Source organism: Fluoribacter gormanii, assembly GCF_900156395.1.
GTDB lineage: Bacteria > Pseudomonadota > Gammaproteobacteria > Legionellales > Legionellaceae > Legionella > Legionella gormanii.
The window spans coordinates 1-19360 of sequence record NZ_FTNL01000006.1 but is presented as its reverse complement, the minus strand read 5'-3'; the positions used below and the strand labels follow the sequence as shown (position 1 = coordinate 19360).

Genomic DNA, 19360 nt, shown 5'->3' with positions numbered 1-19360 from the left:
AAAATATGTTATCTGTACTGTCTTATCGATTAAGTTTACTGCCGAAATTATCAAAAACTTGCTATTTACTTCTTCTTTTTTCTTTCTTGGAATGTGTAGCAGGAGGGATTGCGTACTATCTATCATTATATTTAGGAACATCAACACCATTAACAAAATTACAAATCGGTCAGGTTGGGTCAATCGTTGGATTTGGAGCATTAGCAGGTGCGTTATGTTCTACTTACATAACAGATAAACTCAATAATAAAAATATTATAATTGGCAGTTTTCTCTTTCTAGGATTAGGCTTTTTTTGTTTACCTCAAAGCATGAGTTTCCTGCCTATATCAGGTTGTGTTTTCATAATTGGTTTTGCAACAAATATTTTTCTTGCCACGAACAATACTCTCTTATTACAAAACGCTCCTCAAGATCAAAATAGCCTTCGCTTTATACAAAGTATGAAAATAGTCAGTGAAAACCTTGGTAATAGCTGTTCTATACTATTAATTATGTTTTTTGCAGCGCAATACTACGGTCAGATTTTTGAAGTAATTGGCCTATTTTTCTTCCTTTTTGCACTGAATACCATGAAATATCTAAATGTAAAGCAAAACTCATTAGAAGACTCCTCTTATGAAGAAAAAGAAACAAATCAACAAGGGAATAATAAACGACTTTACGTCACTATCAGTGCTGTATTTATAGTTGGAATTATCTATGCCCAGCAACGAATTGCATACCCACTTTTTTTAAATGAAACTTTTTCAAGTTTTACTATCACTGCAATCCTTTTCTGGTTAGATCCTATTATTGTTTCTTTATTTCAGGTCAAAATAACAAAAATGGTATCCCCATTGAAAATACCTCATCAATTAGCAATGGGAGGATTATTATTAGGTACAGGCTTATTTGCATTATTGATAGTTAATAGTATTGGAGGTGCAATCATGGCTTGTTTGACGTTTATTTTAGGAGAAATGTTATTTATGCCTACTTCCTTTGTACGATGCTATGAGTCAGCTGGAAATAAGCGTAAAGGCATGGTTGCTGGTGCATGGAGAAGTGCTTATTCCTCTGGTCTGATTGTTGGCCCTGTTTTATCAGGTTTCCTCATGGAGTATTATAGTTATAATGCCTGTTGGATATTAGCCGGAATACTTGGTTTTTTCCTATTTATTTTATTTTTAGCGTCAAAAAATAATTAAATACTATTTGAAAAAATTGAAATGCATCCTTTAAAAAAGGATGCATTAATAGGGAACCTCTTTTCACCTCTGAAGCGCTCATCCTGATAGGGAATAATTTCCGGTGATTTGATAACGCTATTTTCTTCAGTAGTTGGATGATAAAAATTAAACCTGGTTATTTTAGAAACCTCTTCAAGGATAGTATTTTTACATTCCCGAATCGGCAAAGTGAAATCCTTTTGATATTTATGAACAACATCAATTAAAGCGATAAGATCTGAAAGGGTAGTCGATGCATTCCTTGCTTTGGGTGAATAACTACATAGAGAGGGATACTGAAGAGAATAATAAACAGGTTTAGGATCCTGGTAATTATAATATGCAGGTATTGCTATAATGGGCAAATATTCTAACTTATAACATTCTGAATAAACTTCTTGAATAATAGATAATGGGAGTAATTCATCATCCATTGCAGGCGCAAAACCAAGTTTTGCGCCTAGCAGTATCTCAAAAAGATGTCGTGCTGTTTCATAGATTAATAAATTAGATTTTAAATTATTCCTTTTATTGGTAACTCTATAAACGTGATTATAATAATCGCTATTTACTGCATATTCAGATCGATGGTTTGAAATCCTGTAAAAATAATCTCTAACTTCCTGCCATGCGGAGTCCTTACTAATTTTTTCAATCCAATTTTCAGAAAAATATAATACAGACGCTCTCCAACCGTTATTATCAGCGTTACTTTTAACTATATCTTGAAATATATCAGCATGCTCATGATAAGAGCGAGGAGCCGACTTTGTAATATTATGATTCTTTTGTATTCGCGAATGCATAACTCCACACCCAATTTTGGGAATCATAAAATTTGATTTTGAACCGGCTGTAACAAAAAGAACCCCATTTGGTAAATGGGTTGCTGTATAACCATAATTAATAATATGTCCTATACTAAAAAATGTACCTGGAGGATCAATATATATAGGAAACGTCCGGTTAATTTGCTCATCTGAGGTATTTAAAAACCATTCAAATGATTTATTAAAAAAAACTCCTAATGGACTATTAGTCAAACCATAAGCCAAATCATTTAACATCGATGGGGGAGTATATTCTGAATCAAGACGAACATATTGACCTGTTTTAGTTGGCAAAAATATCCCATCATCATCGCCAACCAAATCTCCATAACCATAATCTACGAGATACATTGCAAATTTATTATCTGGGGAAAGTTTATCAACTAGTTCAAAAAAAACCGGATTAATGGTTTTCATGATGTTTCTGATATCAGTCCAAAAAACTTTTTTTATTGCTAACATTTTGGTACAAGAAATTAATTAGTGTGCCCCAATTCTAATCAAAAAAATAACTTTACTCTACTATTAGTTCAGACAAATTGTCAGTATAAGTTCATGAAGTTAAATGATTAAATCCCATCTTCAAATTGAAGTTTTTATAACAGCATTTTGAATCAAGGTTTGTTAGTAAATCTCTAAGTTACAAGGAAATGTAAATATGCTTAAATCAGTCCAACAACGTACAATCCAGAATGGTCAAGTTATTCCATTCTATCATTCCACTAATGAACTGGCACACATCCAAAATATTCTACAGTCTCAAACCCCATTGGTATCTATCAAAGAGGTTAATAAATTCCGTCAATTGATAGCAAGAGCATCGGTAGGGGAGTATTTTTTAATACAATCGGGTGACTGTGCCGAAAGTTTTTATGAGTGTGACAAAGACACAACCCATGCGAAATTAGATTTTATTCATCAGTTAGCCACATTTTTTCATCAGAAAACTGGCTGTAGCGTTATCCAGGTTGGTCGGATTGCAGGGCAATATGCGAAGCCTAGAAGCAATCAGTATGAAATTTACCAGAATAAAAGAATCTATTCATATTTTGGTGACATGATTAATCAGTCTCAAGAAACTCAACGACGTCCCGACCCTTGGAGGATGTTGTTGAGCTATAATTGTTCAGCATCTATTTATCGTAAGATTAATCAATGGAATCGAGGAATAAACCCAGAACAAAAAATATATACAAGTCATGAAGCATTTTTACTTTATTACGAACAATCATTAACTCGGTGGGATGAACGAACAGGATTATATTACAACCTTTCAACACATTTCCCATGGCTTGGTAAATGGACAGTGAGCAGCTTACAGCACATTAACTATTTGAAAAAAATTGCAAATCCGATTGCCGTGAAAATAGGCCCGGATACCCCTATCAAGAGTATTGTAAAGATCATCAATGAATTAGATCCAAGTTATGTTCCTGGACGTATCACCCTTATTCCTAAATTAGGAGCGCAAAATGTCTATCACATTTTACCGCAGTTAATTGATGCAGTGAAAAGAACAGATCGCACTGTTTTATGGAGTTGTGATCCCATGCATGGAAATACTGAAACTCTAAGTTCGGGAATAAAGATTAGAAAACTAAGTAACATTGTTGACGAAATCAAAAATTCATTTTTTATTCATAGAAAGATGGGTAGCCAACTTAATGCCATCCATCTTGAAGCAACACATCAGAATGTCACTGAGTGCATGGATTATAAATCATCTCGTTGTGAATCAATAAGCGACCTTAAGAAAAACTACAAAAGTCTATTAGACCCTCGGTTAAATTATGCACAAACGATGCATGTCATTCAGTGTGTTGCAAAACATTACGCTAAATCTTAATAAAAGGCAGGGCATGAAGGAACTGAAAAAAACGGAGCTAATTTAGCTTTAACCAACATATCCAGAAAAATAAGTTTAAACACTGTTAATTGAATTAAGGAGTAATTATGAACAGTTTGAAAAATGAATATTATATAAGAACCCAAAAAGAAAAAGATTTCCAAAATTACAATGGAAAAGAATTAAAGAAAATACATCTGTTTATGAATGAAATTTATCATCAAATATTATTTGGTGATAAACCAGTAGATAATAAAATATTTCATGAGTTTAAAAAATATGAATCTTCATGGATGGCAAATGAAAAGAACTATTTTTTAACAAAATATGATTGCAATGTAATTGTAAAAGATGAATCTCTTGTTATAGATATGTTGCAAAAACATGAGGTATTTAATCATCCTATCTTTGATTATTTAATGCATGATGCCAGCCTTGAGGAACTCAAAAAATTCGCCTATAGCGAATCAATTATGAATTTGGAATTCTTTGACTATTTAGCATTAGCAGTGATAGGGGTTTCTGATCAAACAAAGGTAGAAATTATGGCAAACCTTTGGGATGAGGCAGGCCAAGGACGTGTTGAAAAGTTTCATACCGTATTGTTTCAAAATTTTTTAAACGATTTGGGTATAACCTATGATCGAAAACAAATTTTAGAGAGCCTGTCCTGGGAAGGAGTGGCTGGAATTAATTTATTCAATTACTTTTCTATCTATCCTTTCAATAAAACGAAGTACTTTGGCATGCTTGCAGCAACAGAGATGCTTGATCCTCCTCATTATAACAAATTAATAAAAGGTATTATGAGAATATTTGGTTCGCATAATATCGATCACTCATATTACACAGAACACGAATTAGTGGACATTGGGCACGCTAGTGGATGGCTTAACCATGTAGTCATACCAGAATTATTACTTAAACCATATAAAACGCAAGATTTTTGGTTGGGTTTTTATATGCGACTGGATTCGACCAAAAAATATTATGATCAGTTATTAAATAGCTTAATCATGAAAAAAGCTGCGTGAGGTGGATGATGAGTTACATGCTTGTTTCAAATGAAAAAGTAATTGCAGAAGAATGGAAAAAATATGCGGGATACACCGTGCGACCTTTACCCAGTACTTGTGCTTATTATAAGGAGTTAATTCAATCTAATTCTAATAAGGATTCATTTTTAATTTATGGTGGAACACCAGAAATCAGATCACTTTTTCAGGAATCAAATTTAAAGGTCACCTTAACGGATCAATCTGAGTTAATCGTTCATGCCATGGGCTATTTAACAAAGGCTGCGGCTCCCATTGCTGCAAATGAGAAACTCATTGTAACCAATTGGCTTAATTTAGAGGGTGTTGCTGATGTTTCATGTGATCTCCTCATTGGTGATGATGCGATTAATATGGTGGAGTGGACTCAATTTGACTTGTTCTTATCTAATGCCCATCGTGTTCTTAAACGGGATGGTTTATTCATTTGCCATTTGTTAGTGAAACCAGAGGAATGCTTCATAACGAATAAAATAAATGATGTGAGACGTGAGTATGAAGATGGAAGAATTAGGACTCAATATGACTTGGCTAGTAGATTAAATTTTATCTGCTATGACACTAATTCTTATGCTATGGGGTGGCAAAATACTATTGAACAGCTCGGAATCGATCAACTAGACCAGTTTAAACCAAGTTTTGACTTTGTGGATACATTTGGGCGATGTAATAGCAAGTTTTATTGCCCTCCCCAAGATGCATTTGAGCGTTTACTCAATCACTATTTCCACATTGAGGAGGTATTTTATCCGCATGAGCATGCGTATTGTCAGTTTGAGCCAGTTTATGTATTGCGTAAAAAATAATATAGGGAAATTTTAAATGAGTACTAATTTAATTAACTACACGGCACAACCAGAATGCATTGAATTAATAGTGCAAGGATATAAAAATTTTGATTCGACAAAAAAAACAATTCTTTTTATAGAGCCTTATGGTGCTGTTCTTTCATTGTTAAAGAGAGGGCTTGAAAAAAAGTACAATATTATTGTTTTAACAGCCAACTGTGATTTTAGAGTGGTGCCTGATGAGCTTTTAAATCATGCTGCACTGAGTATCAATATAGATACTGCAAATAATAATAGTGTATTGGAGCTTGCAGGCACATTACAGCAGCATATGTCACTAGATGCGGTCATTCCAGGTTTTGAATATTTTGTTCCTATTGCTTCAAAGGTCAGTACCTTATTGAAAGTACCTGGGATTGATTGCAAGCACGTATTGAATCTTAGAAGAAAAGACCTCATGCGAACTGTTTTAAATAAAGCGGGTTTGAATAGTCCACGGTATTACTTAGTAACCTCTCTGGATGATATTAATGAAGCCATAGATTATATTGGGTTTCCGGCCATCTGTAAGCCGATTGATGCCGCAGGAAGCGTTCACGTTAAGCAGGTTAAAAATAAAAAGGAATTGCTCGAAGCTGCTCGCCGGATATTAAATGGCAATGATGTTCTGTGGGGGCATAAGTTATCTAATTCTTTACTATTAGAAGAGTATATTGATGGCAAAGAATACAGCTTGGAAGGAATAGTGCAGAATGGTGTTGCTACCCATTTTAGTACTACAGAAAAATTTGTTTCAGATCAATCTGAGTTCATCGAAATAGGGCATATTGTTAATGCTCCCATTGAACGGCAGTTGCATACAAAAATTCAATACTATATTGAGCAGGTTATAAAAGTCCTGGGGGCTAATCATTGTCCATTTCATGCTGAAGTGCGATTGCGACGTGATGGGGAACCAGTACTTATGGAAATTGCAGCCCGATTAGCAGGTGATAAGATTGGCGATTTGCTTTGTTTATCTCGGGATATTAATTATTTTGACTATGTTTATGCGGCTTATCTTGGTATCAAACTACCCTTAGCAGAAATGAAAAATAATTATGCGGGTATTCGTTTTTTTTATCGTCCCCACGTTGATATGTTTACAACAGTAACAGGTATGGATACAGCGAAGTTGCAGCCTGTTGAAGATATTGCAATTTACTATAAAGCTCATGTGGCAATTCCAGAGTTTCCTAAACCCTTACGTCGCTTGGGGCATGTCATTGCTAAAAGTGATGATTATAATAAGCTATCTAAAATGCTTCATGATATTGATTCAGACATCCATTTTAACTGATAAAAATGAGGGAGAATCGAATGTCTCAATCTAATGTTATTATTGTTCATGGTGCCTATGGTCATCCATTTGAAAATTGGTTCAATTGGATGACGACTGAATTAGAGAGTCTAGGTATTGAATGTTTCGTTCCACAACTGCCTACGCCAAATGCTCAGGAATTAAAGAACTGGCTTCGGTTATTTAATTCTACAGTATCACCAATGATTACTCATGATACGATTTTAATCGGACATAGCTTGGGGGCGGCATTCTTATTGCGGTGGCTTGAGCAGGCCAATCAGCCTGTATCTAACACTATTTTAGCAGGTTCGTTTATAGGAACTGTCGGAATACCGAAATTCGATAAAATTAATGAGAGTTTTTTTGAAAATCCGTTTGATTGGCATTCGATAATCAATAAATCCAAACAATTTTTTTGCTACCACGGAAGTAACGATCCTTACGTATCAAGAAGTAACTTTAATTTTATTGCAAACAATCTACAGGCTAGAAAAATTATCATCTCTCAAGGTGGGCATCTAAACGAAGCGGCAGGTTTTTTGTCGTTCCCGCAGTTACTTATTCAATTAAAATCATTATTAGGTATAGATCATGGCAAATTTATTTAGTTTTTTGTTTCTTGGAACGTTAGGATGGGGTATTTCACTCTATTTAATGAAAATATTACTGGTGTCTTTAACGCCAACTGAAATTGTTTTGTATCGAATGGCGGTTGGCGCAGCTTCTCTCTTTATCTTGGCTAAACTACTTAAACTAAAAACTGATAACATTCGTGGATTAATTCTGGATGGAATAATAGTCGGAACATTTAACATGACGCTGCCATTTTATCTGACAACATTTGCAGTAAACACTGTATCCAGTTCATTAGCATCTGTTATTAATGGGTTTTCACCGTTGTGCACCTTAATATTGGGTATGGTGTTTTTTTCTTCGAAACAAAAATTAGGTGTATTGAATCTATTGAGTATCGTGCTTGGATTTATTGGAATAATTATTATTAATTCAGATGTTAGTATTTATGAAGGTTCAGTTGTTGAACTTATTGCTCTTTTAGCAACAGCCCTTTCATACGGCATTACTGCTAATTATTTCAAATATTATGCTCGTACTAAAGATCCAATACTTGTATCAGCAATATCGGCGTTCATTTCTGCAATGACAATGCTCATTTTCAAATGTGCAACGGAAGCCTCAATTAACTACTGGGGAATGCCACAAGATATACCTCAAATAATCGCTTTGTTATGGTTAGGAGTTATTGGATCAGGATTTTGTTTGTATCTCTACTGTTCGTTGATCCAAAATGCAGGTGCAGTTTTTGCCTCAATGATTACCTATCTTATGACCATAACAGGGGTTATTATGGGGGTGGTCTTTTTACACGAAACAATTTCTCCTCAGACTATGATTGGTTGTATATTCATTTTTTTCTCCTTGATTTTAGTTAATCACGCGTCTCTTTTTGAAAAGATATTTGTTTCTATATCAAGACAAATTAAGATATAAAGATATGTGGAATAAAGAGATTTAAATAGCACGGTTACAATCTTAAAATTGAAGCTAATGATTAACAACCTCGGATTGACCTTATTCAAGTATTCATCGATATATTAAACAAGGAATAATTGATGAGGAATGGGAATGTGGAGAAAGTCCCGTATTACACTTTCGCTAATAGGGGGTATGCCTTCTGGTCAAATAATTCTTGTTAAAACGTAGAACTTGAGAAACCTTGATTTAAATTCAGTAGGAAGTAAATAATGCCGCAATTAACCCTTACTATTTCACATAATATAAACACTTCTATAATCAACTTCAAAAACCTGTTCAAGAAGATTCATGAGACTCTTCAAGGCGTACCCAATATGGATGTCAATACAGCCCATAGTGGGGTAATTCAGGAGTTATTTTCTTACATTGGTTTTGACAACCCTAAAGCAACTAAAGTTTATCTTCAGCTTTACTGGATGGAAAATGAAAAGCGAGCTGCGATGAAATCAGCGTTAGGACGTGCATTACTTGATATTCTTGAAAAGAGTATTGTTCCAGAGGTAGAAGCTCAAGGGTTAATATGTATACCCAGAGTTAGAATTGCCAATCTTGGAAATCTAAATCAATGCTATTTTATTAGTGGGATTTAACATTAGTGGCAAGATGAGGATGGGGTAACCCATCAATAGGCGATGCTTTGGATACGTTAAGAAGAGTAATCTTCCGATATATAAAATTAAGAATAAATCATAATGGGATAGGAATGTCATATATTGAATTATCTAATTATGGTACATCACCTTTTGAACAACTAATGGGACATGCACCGGAAATTTTGGATCAGTGGGTAAAGCTAGAAGAAATTTTTTTTAAAAGCACTATTTTTTCATCAGCATTTCTTGAATAAATTAGAAGAGCTTTAGCTTTCAAGAATCTTTGCCAATATTGTATGTTAAAGGCGGGACCACCTGATAAAAATCCAGAATCTATTCCTTTAAGCATGGCTTTAAGATTTGCAAATAAATTTGCAATAGATCATACCTCTATTCCAAAGGAAGAGATTCAAGAAATGAGAGAATATTTTTCAAATAATGAACTTATTGAGTTAATTGCATTTTGTAGCTTTATAACAGCCTCGCAGAAATTTGGATCTTGCCTAGGACTTCAATCATCCAATCATTATAACAATCTAGAGTGAAGGTGTAAGTATCAAAAAATCTCTTACAGTAAGAGTTTGGCTTGTTACTTTTTCCTAGAATTGCATGGATTATTCAGTGAATAACCTCAAACGCATGTGAATATTTGCGCAAATCCATCCTGATTTTAAAATTGGTGCACAAGCTGTGCACCAATTACCTTAGTATGCGCATTAATCAGGTGGTGAAAAATTAGCACCCATTAGGAGAGTATTTTGGATCAAGAACTGCCGTTGTGATTAAAAAATGTCAAACTGGTTGTGATGATGCCTGGTGGTTTGGTGTCGGATATGTTTGCGCAGCAATATTAACAGATAGTTGTGAAGCGAATACTTATTGGCAGAGTCAAAGCACCCCGTGACTTTTTGTCACCGGTTGAAACTCCCTGCGCAAGATGGAAAATTACGAGTAACAGATTGTGCAAATACAGAGGGTATTTTCTGCTAATAATTATTACTCAACCAACTCATAATCACGGAGCTTTCGAATAAAAGATGATAAACGTCGATGTTCTTGTTTGAATCGAATCACTGGCTTCATAAAAGTCTAAAAGAGCGGCATTTTGTCAATTTTTTATTGGATTATCAATATTATTAGAACAATGATGTTAGCTTATTGCTATTGGAGATAGGAAGAAAGATCCTGATTTACTAATTAGGGCACAGGTTGTGCCCCATTCCACAAGAACAATGGAGTTTTGTATGAACGCCAAGCGATTGCCAACAATAAAATCGCCAGTTACCTCAAGCATGAAAAAAATCAATTAATAACAACTAACAAAGTTTTTTACATGAAATTTTAATAAAATTATTAGCAATGACGGTTTTTCCTGTATATAATATAACCATGAATACATTAAAGCGTGACAACCTATATTCCCATATGAAAGCCGGCCACGTTTACCGGAGAGAGGATTTGTTGCCCTTTTCAAGCAATCTGGATAGAGATCTCAATACCTTAGTGGAAGCAAACAAACTCAAAAAGCCAGCAACAGGTTTATATTACAAACCAAAGCATTCTCGTTTTGGATTACTACCACCGACTGATGAGGCGCTTGTTAAAGGGTTTCTCAATAAGCCCTTTCTCATGTATTCATGGAATGATTACAATAAATTGGGTTTAGGCCTGACACAACTTTATAACCAAGTAGTTGTTTATAACAGTGAACGCCATGAGGATAAAAGGCTTGGAAATCGAGTTTTCTCTTTTAAACGCCCAAATAATGGTTTCCCAACTAAACTAACTAAAGAATTTTTATTGGTGGACTTATTGAACAATGCGAAATATTTAACGGAAGATGTAAGCCAATTGCATTCAAAAATTGCTAAAAACCTCGATCAGTTTGATAAAGTCCTGCTGATGAAACTATCTGCCAAGTATGGCAAAGTTGCCACCCGAAAATATTTACATACCCTCCTTGGAAACTAATATGTTGTAAAGCGTCATCAAACTGGAAAAAAAGATAACATTGGGTTATCATATAAGATAACATTGGGATTAAATTAAGTGCATTGGACTGTTGATTTTTATAATGAGTCTGTAGAGGAAGCTATCTTGGCAATGCCTCCAAAAATTCAGGCTCGAATGCTTAAGCTTCTGGAGTTAATTGAAACGCATGGCGCCAATCTTGGGCCACCCCATACAGAGGCGATGGGTAATGGCTTGTTTGAAGTTCGTGCAAAAGCTCAGGAAGGCATTGGCCGATCGCTTTATTGTTATATGAAGGGTAAGCATATTATGGTTTTACATGCTTTTGTAAAGAAAAGTGCAAAAACACCAAAGCAGGAGTTGAATTTGGCTTTGCAGAGAAAACGCGAGGTGGAAAAATTATGAGCCTTAAAACATTAAAAGAGAAAGCACTTAAAAATGAGGACGTAAAGCAAGCCTATGACGCATTAGAGTCAGAATTTGCATTGATTGACTCATTACTTTCGATGCGTCAAAAAGCGGGATTAACTCAAGAGCAGCTTGCGGATCGCATGGGAACACAAAAAGGAAACATTTCTCGACTGGAGAAAGGGAGCAGCAATCCAAGCTGGAAAACATTGGAAAAATACGCGCATGCTTGTGGTTTTGATATCTCCATGGCATTTAAGCGAATTGCACCATAACGATTTTAAAAACTATTTTCAGCATCAATCAATATCATCCGATAACACTTTTTTGAATACGATCTTTTCTCCTTGACAATCTTTGAGGGAATACGAGATACTTTTTCCGAGCTTGAAGTAGAAGCTTTTATAGCCAAAAGGCTAGTGAATATCAATTATTTGTCCAAGTCTAATCGGATAGGCATTTGAATTCATCTCCAAGGATGGTACAGGTCGGCATTATGCTGAATGAATAACCAATTGCGGAGATCCCTATGTCTGCTCAAAAACCATCCCGTTTACATTTATTAAACGAATTTGAATCTGCGCCACATTCTGCGCTTTTTAATCAACAAACAATCGCTGCGGTATTAAGCTGCTCCACCCAGTTACTTGAACGTAACCGCTGGGCGGGTGGTGGTGTTCCTTATTTAAAAATTGGACGCAAGGTGTTGTATCGAAAAAGCGATGTATTGAATTTTCTCCAACAACAAAAAATTTATTACTCAACCAGTGATGAAGGTCAGTTACAGCTCGTTGAGAACGCATAAATTTAAAATTCGTCAGAATGAATTTGCTTCATTTCGATGGTATGTATGTTGTTTGGAGAATAATGTATGTCACAAAATCATGTTATAGAATTACCTAATACAAAGCAGCGCCCAATTTTTTGTGATTATGCTGGTGGTCGCTTTCGATTAACTGCTGAAGGGTTAACCTTTATCGGTATTGATAAGGATGGCAATCCATTACCACCTCGGTGGATATGTGCGCCATTGTACGTTGTTGCCAAAACCCGAGATGCTCAGAGCCGTGAATGGGGTCGTTTGCTGGAATGGCAGGATGATGATGGCATCACTCATCAGTGGGCGATGCCATTGGCTTTGTTGCAGGGTGATGCCTCCGATGTGAGGCGAGAACTAGCACGATTGGGATTGAGTATCTCTCCCAATAGAACTGCTCGCGATTTGTTAGCCTCCTATTTACAAGTCTTTCCTGTAGATGCACGTGCCAGATGTGTTGATAAACTAGGTTGGCATGGCGATGTCTTTGTAACTGCTTCTCAATGTATCGGGCAATCATCAGAGAAGATTGTATTTCAGAATACCAATGCCATTGAACCGGCAGTGTCCATTAAGGGCAGCGTTGAGGAATGGCGAGATTCAATAGGCCGGCTGGCATCCGGCAACTCAAGACTGGTGTTTGCCATCTCTGTAGCCCTTGCTCCGGTTCTGGCAAAGATTGTTGGTGAAGACTCAGGTGGTTTTCATTTCAGAGGTGCATCTTCATCAGGGAAAAGCACAGCCTTAAGTCTAGCTGCCTCTGTTTGGGGAAACCCACAATCTTATTGCCGTTTATGGCGCAGCACCACCAATGGGCTTGAAGGTTTGGCATCATTACACAATGATGGATTGCTGATCCTTGATGAACTCAGTCAAATCGATCCCAGAGAGGCAGGGGAAGCGGCTTATTTGCTGGCTAATGGTCAGGGAAAAACACGTGCCTCTCGTACAGGTACAGTCAGGCAATCTTCTCGATGGTCTTTATTTTTCTTGTCTGCTGGTGAAGAGTCTTTGACAGCACTCATGGCAAAATCGGGACAGCGCACTAATGCAGGCCAGGAAATCAGACTTGCTGATATCGAGGCGGATGCAGGTTGCGGGATGGGGATCTTTGAAACAATTCATGATCAACTAAGCCCAGCCAGTATGGCTTTATCGATTAAGAAATACAGCAGCCGATATCATGGTGCAATCGGTATGGCGTGGTTGAATCAAGTAGTTGCCAACCGACAAACAATCAGTCGATATATTACCGACACCATTCAAACCTTTGTTGATGCAGTCATTCAACCCGATGCAACAGGTCAGATAATCCGTGTTGCCAGACGTTTTGCATTGGTTGCTGCTGCCGGAGAATTAGTTAGTCAATTTGGTCTGACAGGGTGGCAAAAAGGTGAATCTTTCCATGCTGCGAAGACTTGTTTCATTGCATGGCAGGATACTTTTGGAGTTGATGGCCACCGCGAAGATCGCGCCATTATGGCACAAGTGCGGGCTTTTTTTGAATCTCATGGTGCCAGTCGTTTTGATAATGCCAACTCACCCAACAATGACAAAATTCTCAACCGAGCAGGATTTTATCAAACAGATGACGAAGGGTTTCGAATTTACATGGTGTTAACAGAAGCGTACAAAAATGAACTGTGCAAAGGCTTTGATCAACGCACAGTGACAAGGGTTTTATTACAAGCTGGCTGGCTCAAACCCACCTCTGACGGTAAGGCCTCGCATAAACCAAGAATCAAAGGGGTTGGTACCCCAAGATTGTATATTTTTACCGGTAAAATTTGGGGAGGTGAATAAAAATTGCCTATACAAGTGGTTTTTTCGTTGAGCGCCGAAGGTGCGAATAAGGCAAGTGAAGTTTGGTAGGCAGCTTGCTGGTTAGCTAACTTCACCTATCTTGCCCTGCATTTTGAAAATTATTTTGGAACCGTAGTTTGGTAATTATTCGTAATTGTTCGTTATGTAACGATTAGTAACGAAAATAATCATGAATAAACAAAAATAAATAATAAATTACCGAAAATTACCAAAAGGGCTTTACCAGTTACCGAAAAAGTCAAAAATAAATAGAAATAAACTATAAAACGCAAAGGATTGAATAACCAATAATATGGAGAGTAGATACCATGAAAAAATCCTTAACAGAAAACATAATGACTTCTAAACAGAGCCAACAAAGAATGAACGCCAGAAAAAATAAAGTGGAATTCCTCTCTATGTGCGCAGACATTTCCGAAGCTTTGGAAAAAGGGTGGTCGATTACCATCATATGGGAAACGCTCAGGGATGAGGGAAGCTTCACCGCAACTTATAATACGTTTCGGTTATACGTATTGAAATACCTTAATAGTCAAAAGCCCGGGTTTTTTCGAAAAGATTTAGTTGAGCATCGAGCTAAGCAGTTGGTTGAAAAGCCCCCAATGAAGAAAGAGTCAACCCCAATACCTAGTTTTACTTTTAGTCCTGAGCGCAATCCAGAGGCTCTATTCTGATGACTTTGCTCTTTATTAGATGGTCAAAGTATTTTTAGTACATGGAAAAAATACTTGTTCTCGTAATTAACCTCAATTGTCCCTTATGTCCCACGCCGTTACTTTAAGGTGGGGTTAGCTATAGCCCAATGCTGGAAAGAGATTCCCATAAGTCCCTTTTGTCCCTTGTATTTCTTGTTAGTCTACAATAAATTAGTTTTCAATAAGGGCTCCTGCTTCTTAGCAGCTGGGCTACGATCGAGTCAGACCCTTTTGATTTTTGAAGCACGCGCCCTCTGTGTCGATAAATTGGGCTGGTATGGTGATGTCCCGGTTCAGCACAAGCTTTAACACAGACAATAAAAAGCCAGATATTGGAATAAGCTTAAAGAACGACTAAAAAATGAAGGAATTGAAGTGGTGACAAATTGTCACCACTTCAAATCAGAATATAGTTGCTATGGTTGAATTGCAGAGCCTTTAAGACCAACTCATGCTGGCTATGTCCAAAATATATTTGAAGAATATATGAAATTTGAACGTGTTGAGCTAAAAATAACTATACTCCTTGAAAATTTGCTATGATACCGTATAATTTTGCTTTAAAATCAACCATTGTTTATTTGTACATCCTTCAAGAAATAATTTTTCTCGCCATAAAAATAATTCCAAAAACTATAGAGATTGATTGTTATTTAAGTTTATGAGGAATTATGAGAAAAATTATTGCATATATTACAAGTTCAACGCGCTGATCCTGTTGTTAAAACCATTATGTATACAAATTTATAAACAAAAGAAATGGTATTTTTATGAGGATTTTATGAAGGGGCATGACAAGGAATTTGAGGAGAATTGCTTGCTAATATTGTTACTATCCTTTTTTAAAAATATAAAATAAATGAGGAGCTCTTGTGTTAGTCATTAGTCTAGGTATTCTAGGATTTTGTGTTGGTATGTATTTTTCTCTTTTGTCATACAAGAGAGTGGTATCTACAATGGCTAATACGATCCAAATAATCCAAAAAGATCTAAACAATGTGATGCCTGATATCCGTTCATTAATTAAAGGTGAGAATGAATATTTAATCACAATGATTGAAAAAATAAATTCAATTGAGCATGAAATTGAAAACCTGAAGTTAGTTTTTGAAGAGAATAATCATGATTTATTATCTGATCGAACAACCGATGCTGATATTGACGAACAAATAGAAGATATTAAAAATGGAATTTTAAGAATTGAGAAATACTTTATAAATCAATTTAAATTTAACGATGTTTTGGCTAAAGAAATTTCTGATAATAAGTATAATGTGGCTTATATAAAGGCTAAATTAATCCATGATTTGCCAACAACAAGCAAAGGTTCTGAAATACATGATTCGGCATTGCAATCTATTTTTAGATCCTATAGTAAATCCATTAAGGTTGCATATTTTCCAGGAGATGATGAGGATGAATATTGTTTTATATACCTAGATTTTGCTTGTATTACCCCAAACTTTGATTCGTCCGACTTTGAAACTGATGCAAGGACATTAATTCGAGCTTGTATGGGTTATGAAAATGCCTATTATATTGATAGCAGGGAGTTGGTTTATGACGATTTAAAGAGTAAGAGTATTTTATCCAGCAGCGAGCTAAAAGATAATAGACTTTGGTTCGATGAATACTCTCATATAGATCCTGAGTCTACATATGTACTTAAAAAAGGGATATCCGTCTGTGCGTATGTGTCTGAGAAAAAAATTGGTCGCCCAGCTACTTTCACTTCTGCCCATGCCGAAGTTATTAGTGTTAAAAAAAGTATGAATACTGATTATGGGTATGACGTAATTTTAAAATTGTGTTTGGATGACTGGAGTATAAAAGACATCATCAAAAAATTTAAGATAGGGGATTTTCCTTGTGTTATTGATGAGCAGTATGTTATTGCATTAATGACAATTGATCCAACAAAATCACCAGCCCCAACAGAATCTTTTGGAGTTAAGGATCAATTGCCATCAGGATTTGATCCAAAAACGCCAATTTTAATACAATATGGGGATGACTATTGGTTTTATGGAAATACAGATGGTAATAACTGGAAAACTCAGAAACTTGAACCAAAACCTGACTCGATTTCACAATGGTTCGATATTAATTTTTCGAGTAGGCAAGAAATTCCTCTGTATCATCATGAATCTGTTAATATTTGTAATTATTTTACTTCAATAAAGGCCCATACTATTGTTGACGAACCCCTTGATTATGAGTCTTAATAGAATTAAAACTTAAAAAAAGGGGGCTGGTCAGGTAATTGACCGCTCTACCAGATAATTAGCATAGTGTTTTCAAATTAATATGTTGGCCAATAACTTCAAAGAGTGATGAATCTATAAATCTATTTTTTATTTTTAGATTTTTCTTGCAGTTATCAATATAAGTAAGGATTGTATTGTAAATAGCCACATTATCCTCTAATAAAGGCAATTCCAATTCTGGTTCGATTTTATCAGATACCAATTCGAATTGCTTTTTTCTTGTTTTAACAATCTTTTTTGCATTTACACTATAATATTCTCCACGTATCTGTGACCCTAAAATATATAATTTAATGTAACCAATAATTTCGTTGTATTCCCACATCCCACCAAACTGCCGGGTATAAAACTCCTGATGTTGGATAAGTCTTGTGGGATTTTTCTTGAAAAATTCTGACATTTCAGGGGTATTTATTTTTTTTGTTAAATATTCATTTAGTTTAACGGAATATTTTTCTTGACTAAGCCTGTAGACGGGGATGTCAAAAAAATAAATTGGTCGCACTATTTAACCTCAAAAATTATTTGCAGATCCTTTACTTTATTGGATCTCCTGAGTCTAAGGAGCTTTATATTTTGAAAAGTTAATACTGCTCATAAGATATGGGAATCTTCATTATCCACCCCAAACTTCGACACATATTCGACACGTAAAATTTAAGGTTTGATTGAATTTCGCTACGACCCATACTGGAATTGGCTCCCCGGACAAGACTCGAACTTGTGACCTAATGATTAACAGTCATCCGCTCTACCGACTGAGCTACCGGGGAATAGGGTCGGAATCTTAAAACGATTCTGATTGGTGGTCAAGTAGATTTAGTAATAATTTTTAAAAATTTGATATTTTGGGGGAGCTTTTTATTTTTTATCCTATTTTAGGACACCCTTATCCGCCCTTCTGTGCAACCGGTTTGATAGGTAACATTTCAAACCGGGCTGATAGGTAACAGATTTAAGATGCTAGGGTCTAAAAATTTTATCTACTCTAGCATCAATAAGACCTAATTTTAATTTTGAAAAATAAAGTGTAGCTCGTTCATTATCTATCCAATTCAAGCCCACAGGTTCCCCATGTAACAACTCCGAAACATAATATTTTTTACCAAAACATTTAATCTCACCATTAGTTCTAACTTTTCGAATTTCAAAATGCGAAGGATAAGAAACCTCGGGCATGCTATCAAAATAGGTTCTTTGAGAAACATGATAAACATCTGCAGGTCTTTTACCTTTTAGCGCTTGATGAGGACGTTCATAATTATATTCATTTCTAAACGCATCAAAACTTTTTTGTTGTTCTTTAAAATCTGCTCGAGATGGAGAGGCCACTGCTTCTTTTAAAGTACGATGCATTCGTTCATGTCTCCCATTTTGTTCTGGATGGCCCAGCTCAATACGCTCAGGCATAATCCCTAGTTTCAACCACCAAATGGATAAAGAGGTTAAAGCGCCAATACCCAGGCCTGCAAAAGGTTGGCCATTATCCGTTCTAATTGCGTCAGGCAAACCATATTCAATAAATGCTTTTTTAAAGCCCTCCATTGTTTCTTTTAGTCGCGGACCAAGCAAACCATCACATACTAATAAAAATCGACTGTAATTGTCTGTTATTGTTAGTGGATAACAATACGGTTTGCCTACTCTAAATTGCCCTTTAAAATCAGCACTCCAAATATGATTCGGTGCTTCGCATGCAGAAAAAGGTTCTGTATGAGCGGCTACTTTTTTTCTATATTTTCGCGGTTTAACCAATCCGTTATTTTTTAAAATATCACCTATTGTACTTGCTGCAGGCCACTTTTCATGGGGCTCATTGAGTAATAACCAATCTCGTAACTTTACAGGCCCCCATTTAGGGTATCGATGCTTTAGTGCAAGTAAGCGGCTCTGCTTGTCATAAGCGGTGACATTCGGATGGTGATGACGGGCATGAGATCGAGGTTTTAATGCCTGCTCTCCCTCTTCTTGATAACGATTTATCAGTTTATAGCCAGTTTTTCGACTTATACCATATCGTTTGCACAAATCTGTGAAGTCAAATTCTTTTTTTAGCCAATCACCAATAAATTTTAATTTCTCAGTTTCAGCTTGTGTATTCTGCCAAATCATCGGTAACACCTTTTTCTCCTAAGAAAGTGTTACCTATCATCCCGGTT

The 19360-nt window shown here is 35.8% G+C and carries 20 protein-coding genes and 1 tRNA gene; 17 read left to right on the top strand and 4 right to left on the bottom strand.

Annotated elements, in window-relative coordinates; all coding sequences use genetic code 11:
- The first annotated feature begins 5 nt into the window (after nt 1-5).
- A complete protein-coding gene (locus tag BW930_RS05270) occupies nt 6-1190 on the top strand; it encodes an MFS transporter (RefSeq protein ID WP_058469351.1) in 1185 nt (394 codons plus the stop codon).
- Here BW930_RS05270 and BW930_RS05265 read toward each other — a convergent pair.
- Nucleotides 1187-2458: a hypothetical protein gene (locus BW930_RS05265; RefSeq protein ID WP_058469407.1), complete on the bottom strand. Its 1272-nt coding sequence runs from the start codon at nt 2456-2458 to the stop codon at nt 1187-1189. The two genes, BW930_RS05270 and BW930_RS05265, sit on opposite strands and share 4 nt — an antisense overlap.
- 241 nt (nt 2459-2699) lie before the next feature.
- Here BW930_RS05265 and BW930_RS05260 point away from each other — a divergent pair, with 241 nt between their 5' ends.
- The 16 genes from BW930_RS05260 (at nt 2700) to BW930_RS05190 (ending at nt 17159) form a co-directional block, all read left to right on the top strand.
- Complete coding sequence (locus BW930_RS05260; protein ID WP_058469352.1) at nt 2700-3887, top strand: 3-deoxy-7-phosphoheptulonate synthase; 1188 nt, start codon at nt 2700-2702, stop codon at nt 3885-3887.
- A 107-nt stretch (nt 3888-3994) separates the two neighbouring features.
- Nucleotides 3995-4921: an iron-containing redox enzyme family protein gene (locus BW930_RS05255; protein ID WP_058469353.1), complete on the top strand. Its 927-nt coding sequence runs from the start codon at nt 3995-3997 to the stop codon at nt 4919-4921.
- 8 nt (nt 4922-4929) lie between these two features.
- Nucleotides 4930-5748, top strand: coding sequence for a class I SAM-dependent methyltransferase (locus BW930_RS05250; RefSeq protein WP_349267177.1), 819 nt, complete (start codon nt 4930-4932; stop codon nt 5746-5748).
- 16 nt (nt 5749-5764) lie between these two features.
- Nucleotides 5765-7069 carry an ATP-grasp domain-containing protein gene (locus tag BW930_RS05245; protein ID WP_058469355.1) on the top strand — a complete coding sequence of 435 codons (1305 nt, stop codon included), beginning with the start codon at nt 5765-5767 and terminating at the stop codon, nt 7067-7069.
- A 20-nt stretch (nt 7070-7089) separates the two neighbouring features.
- Nucleotides 7090-7680, top strand: a complete 591-nt coding sequence (locus BW930_RS05240) for an RBBP9/YdeN family alpha/beta hydrolase (RefSeq protein ID WP_058469356.1) — start codon at nt 7090-7092, stop codon at nt 7678-7680.
- The gene (locus BW930_RS05235) at nt 7664-8581 is read left to right on the top strand and encodes a DMT family transporter (protein WP_058469357.1); all 918 of its coding nucleotides are present in this window, start codon (nt 7664-7666) and stop codon (nt 8579-8581) included. Before BW930_RS05240 ends, BW930_RS05235 begins: the two co-directional genes overlap by 17 nt.
- Nucleotides 8582-8835: 254 nt before the next feature.
- Nucleotides 8836-9216, top strand: a complete 381-nt coding sequence (locus tag BW930_RS05230) for a hypothetical protein (protein ID WP_058469358.1) — start codon at nt 8836-8838, stop codon at nt 9214-9216.
- Between the two features lie 113 nt (nt 9217-9329).
- Nucleotides 9330-9473, top strand: coding sequence for a hypothetical protein (locus BW930_RS17315; protein WP_238587913.1), 144 nt, complete (start codon nt 9330-9332; stop codon nt 9471-9473).
- A gap of 524 nt (nt 9474-9997) precedes the next feature.
- Nucleotides 9998-10123, top strand: a complete 126-nt coding sequence (locus BW930_RS17430; RefSeq protein ID WP_274519393.1) for a hypothetical protein — start codon at nt 9998-10000, stop codon at nt 10121-10123.
- A gap of 485 nt (nt 10124-10608) precedes the next feature.
- Nucleotides 10609-11190 (top strand): hypothetical protein, encoded by a 582-nt coding sequence (locus BW930_RS05220; protein ID WP_058469408.1) that lies wholly within the window; start codon nt 10609-10611, stop codon nt 11188-11190.
- Between the two features lie 78 nt (nt 11191-11268).
- Complete coding sequence (locus BW930_RS05215) at nt 11269-11595, top strand: type II toxin-antitoxin system RelE/ParE family toxin (protein WP_058469359.1); 327 nt, start codon at nt 11269-11271, stop codon at nt 11593-11595.
- Nucleotides 11592-11873: a helix-turn-helix domain-containing protein gene (locus BW930_RS05210; protein ID WP_058465845.1), complete on the top strand. Its 282-nt coding sequence runs from the start codon at nt 11592-11594 to the stop codon at nt 11871-11873. Before BW930_RS05215 ends, BW930_RS05210 begins: the two co-directional genes overlap by 4 nt.
- Before the next feature lie 254 nt (nt 11874-12127).
- Nucleotides 12128-12403 carry a MerR family transcriptional regulator gene (locus tag BW930_RS05205; protein WP_027220331.1) on the top strand — a complete coding sequence of 92 codons (276 nt, stop codon included), beginning with the start codon at nt 12128-12130 and terminating at the stop codon, nt 12401-12403.
- A 66-nt stretch (nt 12404-12469) separates the two neighbouring features.
- Nucleotides 12470-14218: a DUF927 domain-containing protein gene (locus BW930_RS05200; RefSeq protein WP_058469360.1), complete on the top strand. Its 1749-nt coding sequence runs from the start codon at nt 12470-12472 to the stop codon at nt 14216-14218.
- 329 nt (nt 14219-14547) lie between these two features.
- Complete coding sequence (locus BW930_RS05195; RefSeq protein WP_058469361.1) at nt 14548-14913, top strand: TraK family protein; 366 nt, start codon at nt 14548-14550, stop codon at nt 14911-14913.
- An 893-nt stretch (nt 14914-15806) separates the two neighbouring features.
- Nucleotides 15807-17159, top strand: coding sequence for a hypothetical protein (locus BW930_RS05190; protein ID WP_131756812.1), 1353 nt, complete (start codon nt 15807-15809; stop codon nt 17157-17159).
- Between the two features lie 58 nt (nt 17160-17217).
- Here BW930_RS05190 and BW930_RS05185 read toward each other — a convergent pair whose 3' ends face one another.
- The 3 genes from BW930_RS05185 to BW930_RS05175 all read right to left on the bottom strand — a co-directional run bounded on the left by BW930_RS05185 (nt 17218) and on the right by BW930_RS05175 (nt 19313).
- Nucleotides 17218-17706, bottom strand: a complete 489-nt coding sequence (locus tag BW930_RS05185) for a hypothetical protein (RefSeq protein ID WP_058469363.1) — start codon at nt 17704-17706, stop codon at nt 17218-17220.
- A gap of 192 nt (nt 17707-17898) precedes the next feature.
- A tRNA-Asn gene (locus tag BW930_RS05180) sits at nt 17899-17974 on the bottom strand.
- A gap of 190 nt (nt 17975-18164) precedes the next feature.
- The gene (locus BW930_RS05175; protein ID WP_064276706.1) at nt 18165-19313 is read right to left on the bottom strand and encodes an integrase core domain-containing protein; all 1149 of its coding nucleotides are present in this window, start codon (nt 19311-19313) and stop codon (nt 18165-18167) included.
- Nucleotides 19314-19360 lie beyond the last annotated feature (47 nt).